Annotated in this window: 15 protein-coding genes; 4 read left to right on the top strand and 11 right to left on the bottom strand. The window is 51.4% G+C overall.

Translation table 11 applies throughout. The features are described from left to right. Positions 1–377 precede the first annotated feature (377 nt). The 6 genes from ACSBQN_RS05855 to malI form a co-directional block, all read right to left on the bottom strand. Entirely contained in the window at positions 378–1,403 is a 1,026-nt protein-coding gene (locus tag ACSBQN_RS05855) for a threonine aldolase family protein (protein ID WP_152696317.1), read from the bottom strand. Positions 1,404–1,472: 69 nt separating this feature from the next. Continuing rightward, positions 1,473–2,129 (bottom strand): Crp/Fnr family transcriptional regulator, encoded by a 657-nt coding sequence (locus tag ACSBQN_RS05850; protein WP_024473031.1) that lies wholly within the window; start codon positions 2,127–2,129, stop codon positions 1,473–1,475. 120 nt (positions 2,130–2,249) lie between these two features. Continuing rightward, the gene (locus ACSBQN_RS05845) at positions 2,250–3,497 is read right to left on the bottom strand and encodes an adenosylhomocysteinase (RefSeq protein ID WP_354632785.1); all 1,248 of its coding nucleotides are present in this window, start codon (positions 3,495–3,497) and stop codon (positions 2,250–2,252) included. A gap of 134 nt (positions 3,498–3,631) precedes the next feature. Further along, positions 3,632–4,537, bottom strand: a complete 906-nt coding sequence (locus tag ACSBQN_RS05840; protein WP_024473029.1) for an AEC family transporter — start codon at positions 4,535–4,537, stop codon at positions 3,632–3,634. Between the two features lie 151 nt (positions 4,538–4,688). Further along, on the bottom strand, positions 4,689–5,258 hold the full coding sequence (locus ACSBQN_RS05835; protein ID WP_214177145.1) for a hypothetical protein: 570 nt from the start codon (positions 5,256–5,258) through the stop codon (positions 4,689–4,691). 5 nt (positions 5,259–5,263) lie between these two features. Then, positions 5,264–6,292 (bottom strand): Mal regulon transcriptional regulator MalI, encoded by a 1,029-nt coding sequence (gene malI, locus ACSBQN_RS05830; protein ID WP_024473027.1) that lies wholly within the window; start codon positions 6,290–6,292, stop codon positions 5,264–5,266. Positions 6,293–6,487: 195 nt separating this feature from the next. Between malI and malX the strand changes: the two genes are divergently transcribed. Together malX and ACSBQN_RS05820 are read left to right on the top strand one after the other, a co-directional pair. Further along, a complete protein-coding gene (gene malX / locus ACSBQN_RS05825) occupies positions 6,488–8,104 on the top strand; it encodes a maltose/glucose-specific PTS transporter subunit IIBC (protein WP_434991633.1) in 1,617 nt (538 codons plus the stop codon). A gap of 50 nt (positions 8,105–8,154) precedes the next feature. Then, positions 8,155–9,327 (top strand): MalY/PatB family protein, encoded by a 1,173-nt coding sequence (locus tag ACSBQN_RS05820; RefSeq protein WP_354632788.1) that lies wholly within the window; start codon positions 8,155–8,157, stop codon positions 9,325–9,327. Between the two features lie 38 nt (positions 9,328–9,365). Here ACSBQN_RS05820 and ACSBQN_RS05815 read toward each other — a convergent pair whose 3' ends face one another. From ACSBQN_RS05815 to ACSBQN_RS05805, 3 genes are all read right to left on the bottom strand, one after another. Then, the gene (locus tag ACSBQN_RS05815) at positions 9,366–9,530 is read right to left on the bottom strand and encodes a hypothetical protein (protein WP_004237547.1); all 165 of its coding nucleotides are present in this window, start codon (positions 9,528–9,530) and stop codon (positions 9,366–9,368) included. A 1-nt stretch (position 9,531) separates the two neighbouring features. Beyond that, positions 9,532–10,311, bottom strand: coding sequence for a PadR family transcriptional regulator (locus ACSBQN_RS05810; protein ID WP_052116624.1), 780 nt, complete (start codon positions 10,309–10,311; stop codon positions 9,532–9,534). A gap of 246 nt (positions 10,312–10,557) precedes the next feature. After that, a complete protein-coding gene (locus ACSBQN_RS05805; protein ID WP_024473024.1) occupies positions 10,558–11,568 on the bottom strand; it encodes an NAD(P)H-quinone oxidoreductase in 1,011 nt (336 codons plus the stop codon). A gap of 496 nt (positions 11,569–12,064) precedes the next feature. Here ACSBQN_RS05805 and ACSBQN_RS05800 point away from each other — a divergent pair, with 496 nt between their 5' ends. Both ACSBQN_RS05800 and uspE read left to right on the top strand, forming a co-directional pair. Next, on the top strand, positions 12,065–12,823 hold the full coding sequence (locus tag ACSBQN_RS05800) for an FNR family transcription factor (protein ID WP_004237544.1): 759 nt from the start codon (positions 12,065–12,067) through the stop codon (positions 12,821–12,823). Positions 12,824–12,971: 148 nt separating this feature from the next. Then, positions 12,972–13,919: a universal stress protein UspE gene (gene uspE / locus ACSBQN_RS05795; protein ID WP_004237543.1), complete on the top strand. Its 948-nt coding sequence runs from the start codon at positions 12,972–12,974 to the stop codon at positions 13,917–13,919. A gap of 58 nt (positions 13,920–13,977) precedes the next feature. Here the strand turns inward: uspE and ACSBQN_RS05790 are convergent, their stop codons facing one another. Together ACSBQN_RS05790 and pntB are read right to left on the bottom strand one after the other, a co-directional pair. Beyond that, complete coding sequence (locus ACSBQN_RS05790) at positions 13,978–14,421, bottom strand: hypothetical protein (RefSeq protein WP_024473023.1); 444 nt, start codon at positions 14,419–14,421, stop codon at positions 13,978–13,980. A gap of 78 nt (positions 14,422–14,499) precedes the next feature. Beyond that, positions 14,500–15,891 (bottom strand): Re/Si-specific NAD(P)(+) transhydrogenase subunit beta, encoded by a 1,392-nt coding sequence (gene pntB / locus ACSBQN_RS05785; RefSeq protein WP_004239384.1) that lies wholly within the window; start codon positions 15,889–15,891, stop codon positions 14,500–14,502. Between the last annotated feature and the right edge of the window lie 3 nt (positions 15,892–15,894).

Below are 15,894 nucleotides of genomic sequence, written 5' to 3'. Positions count from 1 at the left end.
ATGGATAAGCCATGTCCCGGCTGACGGACATGGCTTATCAATTAGTTAGTGTATATATTATTTACTGAATGACCATCCTGATAATGGTGATTTTATTTTCAGCAATTTACTTTTATCTAATTTCTTCATTATTTCACTTCCTTATTAATAACAGATTATATGAATGGATGTACTGTGTACTCAGATTGCTGTTAAACCCTAGAATAAAAATAACGATTAAAAAACACTTTTTTTAGTCAGTGTTATTTTTCTGAATCAGTATCACGAAAATAAGCAGGAATAATGATGAAGTAAATAATTGCCATAATATGAAGTATAAAAAAACCACGTTGTGTTTTCACCGCGTGGTTTTATCAATACGGAAATTATCCGGGCACTCAGATCAGTGACAAAAATGTCTTTTTAAAGTCATCGATATCATGCTGTGTGGTTGCCCACGAGGTGCACAGACGCAGACAGGATTTTCCCGGTTCCTGCAGCAGCGTTTCATGGAAAACAAACTGTTTTTTCAGCTTTTCTGCCAGTGCGGAAGGCAGAATAACAAAGACCTGGTTGGATTCCGGCGGTGCCAGGAAGGTAAAACCCTGCTCCGTAAAGAATGCCGCGAGTTGTCCGGCCATGCTGTTGAGGTGTTTGCCTAATGAGAAATAGAGGTCGTCTGTAAACAGCGCCAGGAACTGGGCACCCAGCAGCCAGCCTTTTGCCTGAAGCGCACCCTTCTGTTTGATACTGAACCGGAAATCATCTTTCAGCGCCGGGTTATTGATCACCAGAGCTTCCGCCGCGATCGCACCGATTTTGGTACCGCCGATATAGAAAGCGTCTGTCAGTGCCGCGATATCTTCAATCGTCAGATCACTTTGTGCGGACATTAATCCGGATGCCAGGCGGGCGCCGTCAAGATAGAGCCATAACCCGTGCTCATCACAGAAACGACGCAGTGCCTGCAATTCTGCTTTGCGGTAAACCGTGCCGATCTCCGTGGAATTGGTGATATAGACCAGTTTCGGTTGTACCCAGTGCTCATCATTATGTTCGGCAATGACCGGTTTAAGATGAACGGGTGTCAGTTTGCCGTCAGGGGAAAATACAGTGATGACTTTGTGTCCGGTCGCTTCAATTGCCCCGGTTTCATGGGTGGCAATATGGCCGGTGCTGACGGAGATCACTGCCTGATGCGGACGCAGAAAATGGGAAATCGCCGTCAGGTTGGTAATCGTGCCGCCGTTAAAGAAGTGGATATCAGCCTGCGGCTGACCAATCCGCTGTTTAATCAGCGCTGCGGCATCACCGCATAAAGTATCCGTGCCGTAACCGTCATGGCGGTGGCCTGCTGTATCAGTAATGGCTTTTAAAACAGCCGGATGCGCAACTTCATTATAATCATTCTGAAAACGGTACATATGCTCCTCCGATAGTGTGCAGTAATACTATGCTTATACTTACCGGCGCACAATGGCGCGGATCGCAGTTCAGTCCGGTTTTACCAGCCCGATCACACCTTCACTGAGGGTAATTTTTCCCTGTGTTTTCAGGCGCAGCAGAACTTTGTCAGTATGACGCCGCGATGTGCCGAGAATGCTGGCCAGCATGTCACGGGGAAGATGGATCTGATGGCCGCTGATTTGTGTCAGCATATAGAGCAGATTGTTTTCGATGGAATCAACTGCATTCATCAGCCGCTGTTCACCGTTGATAAGACAGCGTTTTGCCAGCTGGCGGTTAAGCAGCAGAGACAGGCGGTGATCCTGTGACAACCAGGACAAAAATGTTGCCGCCGGCATCCGCAGTACACAGCAGTCTGACAGCGCAATCACATCATAACGGTATGCCTGCCGGCAAATCGCCTCCATCTCCCCGAGGAATTCACCACGGTAGCAGAATGTCAGCCCGACCTGTTTACCATTCTCCGCCTGCTTATTAACAATAAACTCGCCATCCAGAATGATATAGACCGCCTGAGCCGGGTCGCCCTGGCAAATCAGATTTTGTCCGTTATAAATATGCAGTGTGGTGACACTGTTTCTGACAACATCCGGTGCATCACGGAGCAGGCTGTCTGCCTCCGGCAGCAGCTCTTCTTCGCTGAATTTCAGCCATAACTCACGAAACGGGGTTGTATTTTGCATGTGCCGTATCTGTCAGGACGGGATAATCAGTGGGTAAACGTTAGCATGGTTAACAACAGGTTTGAACCGGTAAACGCCGGTTTTGACGGGCTGCGGATTACCGGCAGCCCGTCTGTCAGATTACTTCAGCTCGTAGCCGTTCAGATACTGCTGCTGTCTGGTGGTCAGATTATCAAGTGAAACGCCCATATCCTGTAATTTCAGTGCCGCCACTTCACGGTCGATTTCATCGCTGACATCATAGACTTTCGCTTCCGGATCATGGCTGAGCAGATACTCGGCGCTGAGTGCCTGGAGGGCAAAACTCATGTCCATAATTTCTGCCGGATGCCCGTCCGCACAGGCAATATTAACCAGTGCACCACGGCCCAGCAGATAGAGTGTGCGGCCATTTTTCAGGGTATAACCTTCGATATTCTCGCGGACAATTGTGACACTGTCACTTAACTGCTGAAGATCCGTCAGATTGATTTCATCCTCAAAGTGCCCGGTGTTACTGATGATGGCACCCTCTTTCATCAGACTGAAATGGGCCGATGTCAGTACATCACAGCAACCGGTGGCGGTGATAAAGATATCACCCAGTAGTGCTGCGGCAGACATGGTCATGACCGCAAAGCCGTCCATTTTCGCTTCCAGGGCTTTTATCGGATCCACTTCCGTGACAATCACTTCCGCGCCCAGTCCTTTCGCCCGCATGGCACAGCCTTTTCCGCACCAGCCGTAACCGGCGACGACCACGGTTTTCCCGGCAATAACCAGGTTGGTGGTGCGCATAATGCCGTCAAAAGTGGATTGTCCGGTACCGTAGCGGTTATCAAACAGGTGTTTGGATTGTGCACCGTTAATCGACAGCACCGGGAAATTCAGTGCACCGTTTTTTTCACGGGCAACTGCACGCAGAACACCGGTGGTGGTCTCTTCGCAGGCACCGATCGTGTGCTTTGCATATTCCGGATACAGGCTGTGCAGCTCATGTACCAGGTCACCGCCGTCATCAATAACAATGTGCGGTTCACAGGCCAGAGTCTGTTTTACAAAGTTGCGGTAAGCTTCCGCATCCGCGTCGTGGATGGCAAACGTATGAATACCGCTGACAACCAGGGCCGCCACAATATCGTCTTTGGTGGACATCGGATTGCTGCCGGTGACGGACACTTCCGCCCCGCCTGCGGCCAGAACCCGTGCCAGATAGGCAGTTTTGGCTTCCAGGTGAATAGAGAGCGCAATACGTTTTCCTGCAAACGGCTGCTCTTGTGTGAAACGCTGTTCCAGTGCACGCAGCAGTGGCATATGGGCGCGAACCCAGGCGATTTTTTGCTCCCCCTGTGGTGCTAAAGAGAGATCTTTATAAATACTGGTAACCATGGCAACTCCTGCATACGGCTTTTATAACGGGATGAGCCACAGTAACCGGAGGTTGCGGGGGTCTCCAGGGCATTTGCCCTGAATCAGCAAAAAAAGAGTTTGATAACAGACGTCATTATTTTTTCTCAGGTCATTCAGGTGATCATGGTCAGAACCACCGGCAGAGTCAGCACCGCCACCATGGTCTGAAACGTGATAATCCCGGCCATCAGTTGGCTGTCACCGCCGAGCTGACGCGACAAAATATAGGCGGTCGGTGCGGTCGGAATAGCAAAAAAGATCACAAACAGCTGATATTCCAGTTGGGTTAATCCCATCACGGTCGCTACCGCAATCGCCAGCAATGGCATAACACACAGGCGGACAAGGCTGTTAAGGCTGATTTTCAGTGCGGAATAGCGGATGGTCGCCACCTGCAATGCCGCCCCGACACAGAGCAGTCCCAGCGGCAGACTGGCACCGGCCAGCAGTCTGGCAAACTGACCGGTGTTATACGGCAGCCCAGTACCGGTGACATTCAGGAGCATCCCGATAATACAGGAGATAATCAGCGGGTTTGTCAGAATGGGCAACAACAGGCGGCGCAGCGATAACTGCTGAAATTCGGATAATGCAACCACCGAAATGATATTACACAGCGGAACCAGCACCGCGAGGATCACCGCCGCTACCGCCACACCGGACGGGCCGTAAAAATCATTGACGATGGATAGCCCGAGATAAGTATTAAAGCGGATCGCGCCCTGCAGCAGTACGCCGAATTCCGCCGTTGGTATTCCGCGCAGACGCTTTACCACCGCAAATGCCGCAGTGGCCAGCCCGAGCATAATTACCAGTGCGATTGCCAGTTTCGGCAGTTGCGGGTTATCCAGCGGAGCAACGGCGAGGCTGTTGATAAGCAGCGCCGGAAATAAGATATAGTAGTTCAGCTTTTCCGCGCCGTTCCAGAACCCGGCATCAAAAACCGGCCGCCGCTTCAGAATGCAGCCGAGCAAAATCAGCGCAAACAGCGGCCATAATGTCATCAGAATTGCGAACATCAGCGGAAATCCGGCAAGAAACGTATTCCCGCATCATAACAGGAACAACGGGTTACGCGAGCAGCAACGCCGGTTTTGTATCGCTGATCGCGTTTTTACATTTTATCTGCCGCAGCGCATAAAACGCACTACGTTTTGCCCGGGTTATATGTTAGCCCCCGGCAGGTGTAATCACCTGATAAGTGCAGTCAAATGCTGCTTTCTGAATACGGTAACTGTCCTGCGGATCCTGTCGTGAGCGGAGCAGCACATCCCCTTTCATAACCCGCTGTTTTTCACCCCACGGCGCAATAATCACAAACGGTTTTTCCTGCGTTATCACCAGATAATCCATCGGCTCTCCCTGCGGCCGGAAACGCTGCCGGTTCCCGCTGTCAGGTGGTGTCAGTGCACTGCCGTAACGGCGGGTAAACGTCGTTTTTTTCACCAGAATTTCTTCATTGCCGGTAGCGTCACAGATGTTCTGTACCACCCAATCCCCGGCTTCTGCCGGTTTTGAACGGGTTTCTTCCCCTTCACCCCGGATAAGGGTTACTACGATTTCACCGGGCACCGCCGGACGGGCGAGTACGTCTCTGGTTTTACGGGCAACACCGGTATGGTTCCCCGCGTCCGCAAATAATTGACTGCGATCCTGAACCAGCAGCAGATCCAAATCTTCCGCCGGCACGGAAAACGCAGGCAGCGTCAGGAACAGCAGTCCGGAGAGTATCTTTTGCATGAACATTATCCGTTAAGCTGTGAAAATCCGGGTGACAGTGTCACGCTTGCAGGCGGAGAGTTATCACCGCCAATACGCCGCAGCAGACGTGTCGCAGCGCTGCGTCCCACATCCCGCGACGGCTGGGTGATAAAGGCCACCGGGATGTCATACAGTGCTTCACTGCCGATATCATCAAACCCCACCAGGGCGATTTCCTGAGTGAAATAACTTTCGTTATCCCCCTGTCTGACCGTATTACCGGTGCTTAGTGCAGCAAAATACGCGCCCAGCGCCGTACCGGTGTTGTGGCAGACAATCGCACTGACTTTGGGATACTGATACATAAATTCAGATACCCGGCGGATGATATTTTGCTGTTTGTTATCTGTTTCCACTATCCATTCGGTACGGAACGGCAACCCGTACTGCACCAGTGTCGAGCAATAACCGCCGACCCGCTCAGCGCGGGTGAGAGAGTCACTTTCACCGCCGAAATAGGCAATCTGGCGGTGACCGTTTTTGATCAGGTATTCCGTTGCCATTCTGGCGGCAGAGGCATTGTCCGGGCGGACAACATCAATACCGGAGAACTCACTGGCCCGGGCCGCACACACCATCGGGATCTGGTAATGATTTATCCGCTCAACCACGTCATTGGTGAGAAATTTACCACCGCCGACAATCACTCCGTCCACGCCGTAACGGATCAGACTGTCCAGCGAGCGGGCAAATCCGGCAGAAGAATTGCCGCACTGAGTCAGAAAGACCTGTTTGCCCTGTGTTTCCGCATATTCACTGACACCGGCGGCGACTTCCGCATAAAACGGTTCAGTAATATCTTTGACAATCAGGCCGATTACATTAGAGATATTGTCCCGCAATGTGGCAGCCTGCTGATTGCGGACATACCCCAGTTCTTCAATCGCCGCGTTGACTTTATCCGCGGTTTTCCGCGAGATCCGCCCTTTTCCGCTGAGCACCAGTGACACCGTGGTTACGGAGACACCTGCCTGCTGCGCCACATCGACTATCGTGACTTTTCTGAGATTCATAACGCCGGATACTTCCTTATGCTCAGGATACTGCACGGGATTTTACACAAAATTCGATAAAACGTTTTATCTATTTCCGAAATATGGTTGTCAGGTCATGTTTATTTTTTGTGATCGGACAACTATTATAATTTGGTAAAACGTTTTATCTTATTTTACCTTCACAACACCACACTGACATTTACAGGATACCGTATGAGTAGCCAACCAAAACAAAAAGTCACGCTCTGGGAGTTTTTCCAGGGACTTGGCAAAACCTTTATGCTGCCTGTCGCGCTGCTCTCGTTCTGCGGGATCATCCTCGGCATCGGCAGTTCCCTCAGCAGCCGGGATGTACTGACACTGCTGCCGTTTCTGGATCACACCGTCTTCCAGTTACTGTTCACCTGGATGAGCAAAATCGGCTCATTTGCCTTCAGTTTCCTGCCGGTGATGTTTGCTATCGCCATTCCGCTGGGGCTGGCGCGTGAAAACAAGGGCGTGGCTGCATTTGCCGGGTTTGTCGGCTTTGCGGTATTTAACCTCGCCACTAACTTCTACCTCACTGCCGCTGATATTTTACCGACTACCGACCCTGCTATTCTGAAAGCCCATAACATCCGTGATGTGCTGGGTATTCAGTCAATCGACAGCGGGATCCTCGGTGCGGTTATTGTCGGTATTATTGTGTATATGCTGCATGAACGCTTCAATACCATCCGTCTGCCGGATGCCCTGGCGTTCTTCGGTGGTACCCGTTTTGTGCCGATTATCACCACCCTGGTACTCGGCCTGTGCGGCCTGCTGGTTCCGCTGATCTGGCCGTGGTTTGCTATGGGGATCAACGGATTGGGCAAGCTGATTCAGAGCGCAGGCGCATTCGGTCCGATGATTTTCGGCTCCGGTGAACGGCTGTTACTGCCGTTTGGTCTGCATCACATACTGGTGGCGCTGATCCGCTTTACTGAAGCGGGCGGCACCATGGAAGTGTGCGGTAATACCGTTAACGGCGCACTGACCATTTTCCAGGCGCAGCTCTCCTGCCCGGAAACCCAGGGCTTTACGGCCAGCGCCACACAGTTCCTGTCTCAGGGTAAAATGCCGGCGTTCCTCGGCGGCCTGCCGGGTGCGGCATTAGCGATGTATCACTGTGCTCACCCCGAAAATCGTCATAAAATTAAGGGATTACTGATTTCCGGGGTGGTTGCCTGTGTTATCGGCGGCACAACTGAGCCGCTGGAATTCCTGTTCCTGTTTGTCGCGCCGTTCCTGTATCTGATCCACGCAATTCTGACCGGACTGGGCTTTACCGTAATGGCGATTACCGGTGTCACTATCGGTAACACCGACGGTAACCTGATTGACTTTGTGGTCTTCGGGATCCTCCACGGTATCCAGACCAAGTGGTATATGGTGCCGGTGGTAGCCTTTATCTGGTTCGCTTCTTACTATGCGATTTTCCGTTTCGCCATTACCCGCTTCAATATCAAAACCCCGGGCCGCGATACGGACACCAAAGAAAGCGCACCGGCAACCGGCAGTTCCGCAGGAAAATCCGGCTATGATGTTCCGGCCATTCTGGCAGCGCTGGGCGGTAAAGAGAACATTATCTCACTGGATAATTGTATCACCCGTCTGCGGATGTCCGTGCAGGATATGAGCAAAGTGGATGACACGCAGCTCAAGGCATTACGGGCGATCGGAGTTGTCCATCTGAATGAGCATAACTTACAGGTGGTTATCGGCCCGCAGGTTCAGTCTGTCAAAGATGAACTGGAAAAGCTGATGAAATCTGCGCCTGATTCCGCTCAGCCGGAACCGCAAAACGCCTGATAACCAACACCGCACTGCCTGGCAGTGCGGTTTTTCTTTCCGGAGAAACTATGTCCTCTCTCTTTTCTGTCCCGGTTGACCGCCACGGCACTTACTGCACGCAATGGGATTTTGTGCAGGATCGCTTTGGTCAGGCGGACTTACTGCCTTTTACTATCTCAGATATGGACTTCGTCACCGCACCGGTGATCCTGAAAGCCATTTCAGAACGCACAGCACACGGCGTATTCGGCTACAGCCGCTGGCAGCACAATGATTTTCTCAGCGCTGTTGCACACTGGTTTTCATCCCGTTTCCAGGCGCAGATTAATACTCAGGCGCTGGTGTACGGGCCGTCGGTGATTTATATGGTCAGCCAGATGATCCGTCTGTGGTCACAGCCCGGTGACGGTGTGGTGGTGCATACCCCGGCGTATGATGCATTTTATAAGACGATCACCGGTAATCAGCGCACCGTCGTTCCCTGCCCGCTGCAAAGAACGGCAGAGGGCTGGTGGTGCGATATGGATGCGCTGGGATCCCTGCTTGCGAAACCGAAGACGCGGATTCTGCTGCTGTGCAGCCCGCATAACCCGACCGGGAAAGTCTGGACCCGTGAAGAACTGACCACCATGGCAGAATTGTGCGAACGGCATAATGTGCGGGTGATCAGTGATGAAATTCATATGGATCTGTGCCGGGCGCCACATCAGCACACGCCGTGGTCTGAAACCGGACGCGGGGAGTGGGCGTTATTCACCTCAGCGTCCAAATCCTTCAATATCCCGGCACTGACCGGCGCTTACGGGCTGATTTCAGATACTGCCTCCCGCGAAGCCTATTTTCATCAGCTGAAAGCCTGTGACGGGCTCTCTTCACCTGCGGTACTGGCGGTTATCGCCCATATCGCCGCCTACCGCGAAGGTGCGCCGTGGCTGGATGAGCTGCGTGATTATCTCTTTGCTAATCTGGATTATATAAAGCAGCGGCTGGATGCTGAATTTCCGCAGCTGAACTGGCAGGTGCCGGAATCTACCTATCTGGCGTGGATAGATCTGAACCCGCTGAATGTTGATGATAATGCCCTGCAACATGCTCTGATAACACAGGAAAAAGTGGCGATCATGCCGGGATATACCTACGGAGAGGAAGGACGCGGATTTTTGCGTCTCAATGCCGGATGCCCGCGTGATAAACTCGCCGCAGGCATGGATAAATTAATTCACGCGCTGAAATCACGCTGATTTTTTTGCACAACCCGGGCGCATTCTCTGCGCCCCGGTTATTCGTGTTTGCCGACCTTATTGCGCAAGGCGCGGCGTAAATAGGAAAACGGTAAGCTGGGACACGACTTATCTGCGGGTCTGCCGGTGTTCACCGCTTCCTGTTTTTCATCCTGAACCGGCTTTTCCGGCGGGATTTTTCCGGAGGTGGTGTTTTCCGCCATGTTATTCCCCTTCTTTACTCAGAGCGTCGTTAACCGCTTCTATTTTCCGTACTGCATCATTAAGAATATCGGCAATCTGCCCGAGCTTGGTTTCATCCAGTTCACTGGTGACCAGTTTATGGCGCAGCAGTGCCCGTAAATTCCCCAGAGCCTGCTCGATTTCATCCGATAACAGAGAACCACGGCGGAAAGATTTGGTCTCCTGCAGGCGCTGTGCAATCTGTTCCAGAACATTGGTGTTCTCTTCCAGATGCATTTTGCCTTCCGGTGTCAGGCTGTAGCTTTTACGGCCGTTACCGGTGTTTTCCGCGACAATCAGCTGCTGATCTTCAAGCAGGGTCAGTGTCGGGTAAATCACGCCCGGACTCGGTGTATAGAGGCCGGAAGTCAGCTGACCGATAGATTTGATTAACTCATAACCGTGACTCGGTTTCTGGTTAAGATTGGCCAGCATCATAATACGCAGATCACCATGATCAAGCAGACGGCGAAGCCCTTTTCCGCGACCGCGGTGACGACCATGTTCGCGCCCTTCGTGACAACCGTGGCCTTCGTGGTGCTCATGATGATCGCCGTGGCAACCATGTTCGTGTTGTCCGTCATGTCCGTGATGATCACCATGACAGCAATGGCTGCGGTGTTCGTCGTGACCGTGATGTTCGCCGTGGCAACGGTGCCCGTCTTGTCCGTGGTGTTCCCCGTGACGGCCGCCATGACCCCCGCGGCGCTGACGCCCTTCCTGTGAATCACAGGCGCGGTGGCGTAAAGCATGAAGAAACATAATAAATTCCTTTTGTGATAAATAATGATAATCAGCAAAATCAGAGTTTAGATATATCTGTTTTGCCTTCAGGAACTACTATAGTCTCCCGGAATAAAAAGATCAAATTAGATATATCTAAAATAGCACTTTTTATCTTTTAACGGGAATGATTATCACTATCACAGCATGGCATAGCAGGAAGTGACCTGCACTATCAGCAAATGGTGCGAAACACACTGACAGTGCAGGTATAAAGGAAGAAAATCAGAAGTCAGGATTAATCAGAACAATTTTTCCGGTTAAATCGCCGGACTCCATCAGCTGGTGGGCCTGTGCCGCATCCGAGAGGTTAAAGGTATAATTGACCAGTGGCTTGACCTTTCCTGACCGCAGCAGCGGCCAGACTTTATGGGCAAGATCCCGGGCAATCACAGCCTTCTCTTCCGGTGTCCGCGCGCGCAGTGTCGAGCCGGTATGCAGCAGGCGTTTTACCATCAGCGGCATCAGATTCAGGTTCTGCGGGTTACCTCGCATCAGGCCGATCTGGATAATCCGCCCGCCTTTAGCCGCAACCTCATAGTTTTTGCTGACATAATCACCACCGATAAGGTCAACAACCATATTTACACCCTGACCGCCGGTCAGTTCCGGAATGACCTGTGCAAAATCCTCTTCACGGTAATTAATGACGTGATCGGCTCCCAGTTGCCGGGCAAGTTCTGCTTTTTCACTGCTGCCGACGGTGGTGTAAACCGTGGCACCAAAGGCTTTCGCCAGCATGATCGCCACACTGCCGATACCGGAGGTGCCGCCGTGGATAAGCACACTCTCTTCACTCTGCAGTTTGCCGGTCTGAAAGACGTTCGCCCACACGGTGAAAAAATTTTCCGGAATGGCCGCCGCTTCCGTGTAACTCAGGTTTTCCAGCGGCAGCGCGATACTGTCATGAACCAGGCAATATTCCGCATATCCTCCGCCCGCAACCAGCGCACACACTTTATCACCGACCTGACGGCGTTTGCAGTCTTCCCCGACAGCCACAACGTCACCCGCGATTTCCAGTCCCGGAATCGGGGAAGCATCCGGCGGCGGCGGGTAACTGCCCTGACGCTGGAAGACGTCAGGCCGGTTGACACCGGCGGCGGCGACTTTAACCAGCAGGTATTCTCCCTGTACCTTCGGCAACGGCATCTCAATCGCCTGTAATACATCCGGGCCACCGTGCCGGGTTATATCAATTGCCATCATCGATTCAGGTAATGCATATGACATCATTACTTTTCCTTAAACAGTCCCGGTTTTGTAATACCTGTCGTTTTATGACGAGTCAGGCAAATTACGGTTTCAGCATAATGCAGCATATCAAAGATAGCACTGCGGGTTTATGACGGTGTATTATGTCCGGCTCCTGCTTTTTTATATTTTTATCTGTGCCGGACCGTGTTTCTTTTCGTTATTTATTTGTGATGTTTTTTAATGTATCACACCACTTTATAACGTGAAAAGAACGCATTATTCATATTTAATCCATTTATTAACATACTGATGAGCAGGAAATTGACCTGCATTCCCTCCCTCTGTTATTTTAAACCGGATTATTGAGAGTTTAATCAAATAATTCACATTATGACATCACGAAAAAAGCATAATATGTCAATATTATGCCCCTGTTTTCAGCCCGGTATGACGATATTTAAACTCAGACCACTTACCACTTTTGGTAGTCTGTGATAAAATTGATTCAAATCAATATTATTTCAAGAGCAAGCCTATGATCCCGGAAAAACGTGTAGTACGTAGAATTCAATCAGGTGGCTGCGCGATCCACTGCCAGGATTGCAGCATCAGCCAGCTTTGCATCCCGTTCACGCTCAATGAGCATGAGCTGGATCAGCTCGATAATATCATCGAGCGCAAAAAGCCTATCCAGAAAGGCCAGGCACTCTTTAAAGCCGGAGATGAGCTGAAATCACTGTATGCAATCCGCTCCGGGACCATCAAGAGCTACACCATCACCGAAGAAGGTGATGAGCAGATCACAGGTTTCCATCTTGCCGGTGACCTCGTCGGCTTTGATGCCATTATCAATACCGAGCATCCGAGTTTCGCCCAGGCGCTGGAAACGTCTATGGTCTGTGAGATTCCGTATGAAACCCTGGATGACCTGTCCGGCAAAATGCCTAACCTGCGCCAGCAAATGATGCGCCTGATGAGCGGCGAAATCAAAGGCGACCAGGAAATGATCCTGCTGCTCTCCAAAAAGAATGCGGAAGAGCGCCTCGCGGCCTTTATTTATAACCTGTCCCGCCGTTTTGCCCAGCGCGGTTTCTCCCCGCGCGAATTCCGCCTGACCATGACCCGTGGCGACATCGGTAACTATCTGGGTCTGACGGTCGAAACCATCAGCCGTCTGCTGGGCCGTTTCCAGAAAAGCGGAATGCTGGCGGTAAAAGGTAAATATATCACCATCGAAGATATGGAACAGCTGGCGGCACTGGCCGGTAAAGTACCTGCACTGCCACAGGATTAGTAATTCCTTCCCCGGCAACATTTTTGGCTGCCGTAAAACGCATCAGACCGGTTTATTTCGGTCTGATGCGAATATTTCCTACATTCCTGCTTCCGTTTGGTTTATCTTTATAGATACGTATCCAGCCCAGCCCCGCGAGGAGAGATGAATGTCTGAATATCAGAACCTCTTAGTTGCAATAGACCCCAATCAGGATGATCAGCCGGCATTACGGCGTGCGGTATATATCGTGCAACGCAATGGCGGACGCATCAAAGCTTTCTTACCTATCTATGATCTGTCATACGATATGACCACCCTGTTGTCCCCCGAAGAACGGGATGCCATGCGTAAAGGCGTGATTGCCCAGCGTTGCGCATGGATCAAACAGCAGGCGCGTTATTATCTGGAAGCCGGCATCGATATCGAAGTAAAAGTGGTATGGCATAACCGGCCTTATGAGGCGATTATCAGGGAAGTTGTCAGCGGTGGTCATGATCTGCTGCTGAAAATGGCGCATCAGAATGATAAGTTTGAGTCTCTGATTTTCACCCCGCTGGACTGGCAGCTCCTGCGCAAATGTCCGTGTCCGGTCTGGATGGTTAAGGATAAAGTCTGGCCGGAACAGGGTTCTGTGGTGGTCGGTGTGAACCTGTCCAATGAAGAATCCTACCATGATGCGCTGAATCTCAAGCTGGTGTCGCTGACACAGGATCTCGCAAAACGGATTGTGAAAGACCCGGCAATCCATCTGGTCAGTGCTTATCCGGTAGCGCCTATCAATATCGCTATCGAATTACCGGATTTTGACCCGAATACTTATAATAACGCGCTGCGCGGCCAGCATCTCATCGCCATGAAAGAGCTGCGCCAGCAATTCTCCATCGGTGAGGAGTACACCCACGTTTATGAGGGATTACCGGAGAAAGTGATCCCGGAAGTGTGCGGTGAACTGAATGCCGGGGTGGTGGTGCTGGGTATTATCGGCCGGACCGGTATTTCTGCCGCGTTCCTCGGTAATACCGCAGAACATGTTATCGACCATCTGAAGTGTGATTTGCTGGCGGTGAAACCGGACGGCTTTGTTTGTCCGATCGATACCAGTGATGATGATTAATCCTGTCTCCCGCAGAGGCCACGGCTTCTGCGGGAATTTTCTGCGCGTTCTGCGATAATCAGAACAATGGCGCACACATCCCGTCACCGAGCACTTTCTTCACGTTCTTCTTATTCGGTTTAAATTCACCGACTACTTTATTATCGGAATAAACCTTAAATTCAGCAGCTTTACTGAGCGCTTCAGTCAGATTGGTCCAGGCCGCAGCACCGGCGCGGTTCTTGGTGCTGTCCGGTACAAAATATGCTTCGTCGTCAATCAGAAATTCAATCTGCCCTTCCACTTCATGATCACCGGCCGAAATATCAATACTGTGATCGATTGAATTTTCATAATCCTCCGGGTCCGCCCCGACGTTACAGGCAACGACAACGGTCACGCCGGTGTCATTACTGATCCCGTACTCGATAAACCCCTGGCCGAAACCGGATGTCCAGATATTCGGAATGGCTAATGCGGAGGCAGAAAAGAGAAAGAGTGAAACGGCCATCATTTTTTTCATTAATCTGAGCCCTCTGAGTGAAAAAAAGGCGGGTAACGCATTTACCCGCCTTGTGCATTTTATGCTTTTTTACCCGGATTACAGTGCGCGCAGAATAGCGTCACAGCTCGCTTTGGCATCGCCAAACAGCATCTGGGTGTTTTCTTTGAAGAACAGCGGGTTCTGAACCCCGGCATAACCGGTATTCATCGAACGTTTGAAGACAATCACGTTCTGCGCTTTCCACACTTCCAGAACCGGCATCCCGGCAATCGGGCTGTTCGGATCTTCCAGTGCCGCAGGGTTAACGGTGTCGTTCGCGCCGATCACCAGCACCACGTCGGTGTCTTTGAAATCATCATTGATTTCATCCATTTCCAGCACGATATCGTAAGGCACTTTTGCTTCAGCCAGCAGGACGTTCATGTGTCCCGGCAGACGACCGGCAACAGGATGGATACCAAAACGGACTTCAATGCCCTTATCACGCAGTTTCTGAGTGATATCGTGAACCGGATACTGAGCCTGGGCAACCGCCATACCGTAGCCCGGGGTGATAATAACGGAACTTGCCCCTTTGAGCATTTCCGCCACATCTTCCGCACTGATTTCACGGTGTTCGCCCTGCTCTTCATCGCCGGATGATGCCGTACCGTCAGTACCGAAACCGCCGGCAATCACACTGATAAAGGAGCGGTTCATCGCCTTACACATAATGTAAGACAGGATCGCACCGGAAGAACCGACCAGCGCACCAGTGACAATCAGCAGGTCGTTGCTGAGCATAAAGCCCGCCGCCGCCGCCGCCCATCCGGAATAGGAGTTCAGCATGGAAACCACTACCGGCATGTCCGCCCCGCCGATAGAAGCGACGAGATGCCAGCCGAAGGCCAGTGCAATCACGGTCATCAGGATCAGGGTGAAGACCTGTAAGCCGGTGCTGTCAGTTTTGACAAAGGTCCATAACAGCAGGAAGGATACCACCAGTGCTGCCAGGTTCAGTTTGTGGCGGTTAGGCAGCATCAGCGGTTTGGAGGATAATTTCCCGCATAATTTGCCGTAAGCAACAATAGAACCGGTGAAGGTCACCGCACCGATGAAGATGCCGAGGAACACTTCTGTCAGGTGAATATTGTTCATCACTGCCGAGGTCAGTGCCTGGTTGTGATCCATATAGCTGTTGAAACCGACCAGTACCGCCGCCAGGCCCACAAAGCTGTGCAGAACAGCAACCAGCTCCGGCATTTCGGTCATTTCGACTTTACGTGCCAGACGAATACCGATTACCGCACCAATCACCATAGCAACAATAATCCAGCCGATATTGGCGGAATAAGGCCCGAAGATGGTGGCAACCAGCGCGATAGCCATACCGGTAATACCCAGCAGGTTACCCCGTTGTGAGGTTTCATGGCGGGATAACCCGGCCAGACTGAAAATAAATAAGATTGCGGCAACAATATATGCCGCTGTAACGACTCCGCCCGACATATT

This window comes from Morganella sp. B601 (assembly GCF_051172335.1).
In the GTDB taxonomy this organism is placed as follows: domain Bacteria; phylum Pseudomonadota; class Gammaproteobacteria; order Enterobacterales; family Enterobacteriaceae; genus Morganella; species Morganella morganii.
This window is presented reverse-complemented; position numbering and strand designations above follow the sequence as displayed.

Coding starts and splice junctions, on each gene's coding strand:
- pntB (WP_004239384.1), bottom strand. CDS start 15,891: ATGTCGGGCGGAGTCGTTACAGCGGCATATATTGTTGCCGCAATCTTA.
- ACSBQN_RS05835 (WP_214177145.1), bottom strand. CDS start 5,258: ATGCAAAAGATACTCTCCGGACTGCTGTTCCTGACGCTGCCTGCGTTT.
- ACSBQN_RS05790 (WP_024473023.1), bottom strand. CDS start 14,421: ATGAAAAAAATGATGGCCGTTTCACTCTTTCTCTTTTCTGCCTCCGCA.
- ACSBQN_RS05820 (WP_354632788.1), top strand. CDS start 8,155: ATGTCCTCTCTCTTTTCTGTCCCGGTTGACCGCCACGGCACTTACTGC.
- ACSBQN_RS05855 (WP_152696317.1), bottom strand. CDS start 1,403: ATGTACCGTTTTCAGAATGATTATAATGAAGTTGCGCATCCGGCTGTT.
- malI (WP_024473027.1), bottom strand. CDS start 6,292: ATGAATCTCAGAAAAGTCACGATAGTCGATGTGGCGCAGCAGGCAGGT.
- ACSBQN_RS05850 (WP_024473031.1), bottom strand. CDS start 2,129: ATGCAAAATACAACCCCGTTTCGTGAGTTATGGCTGAAATTCAGCGAA.
- ACSBQN_RS05805 (WP_024473024.1), bottom strand. CDS start 11,568: ATGATGTCATATGCATTACCTGAATCGATGATGGCAATTGATATAACC.
- ACSBQN_RS05845 (WP_354632785.1), bottom strand. CDS start 3,497: ATGGTTACCAGTATTTATAAAGATCTCTCTTTAGCACCACAGGGGGAG.
- malX (WP_434991633.1), top strand. CDS start 6,488: ATGAGTAGCCAACCAAAACAAAAAGTCACGCTCTGGGAGTTTTTCCAG.
- ACSBQN_RS05840 (WP_024473029.1), bottom strand. CDS start 4,537: ATGTTCGCAATTCTGATGACATTATGGCCGCTGTTTGCGCTGATTTTG.
- ACSBQN_RS05815 (WP_004237547.1), bottom strand. CDS start 9,530: ATGGCGGAAAACACCACCTCCGGAAAAATCCCGCCGGAAAAGCCGGTT.
- ACSBQN_RS05800 (WP_004237544.1), top strand. CDS start 12,065: ATGATCCCGGAAAAACGTGTAGTACGTAGAATTCAATCAGGTGGCTGC.
- uspE (WP_004237543.1), top strand. CDS start 12,972: ATGTCTGAATATCAGAACCTCTTAGTTGCAATAGACCCCAATCAGGAT.
- ACSBQN_RS05810 (WP_052116624.1), bottom strand. CDS start 10,311: ATGTTTCTTCATGCTTTACGCCACCGCGCCTGTGATTCACAGGAAGGG.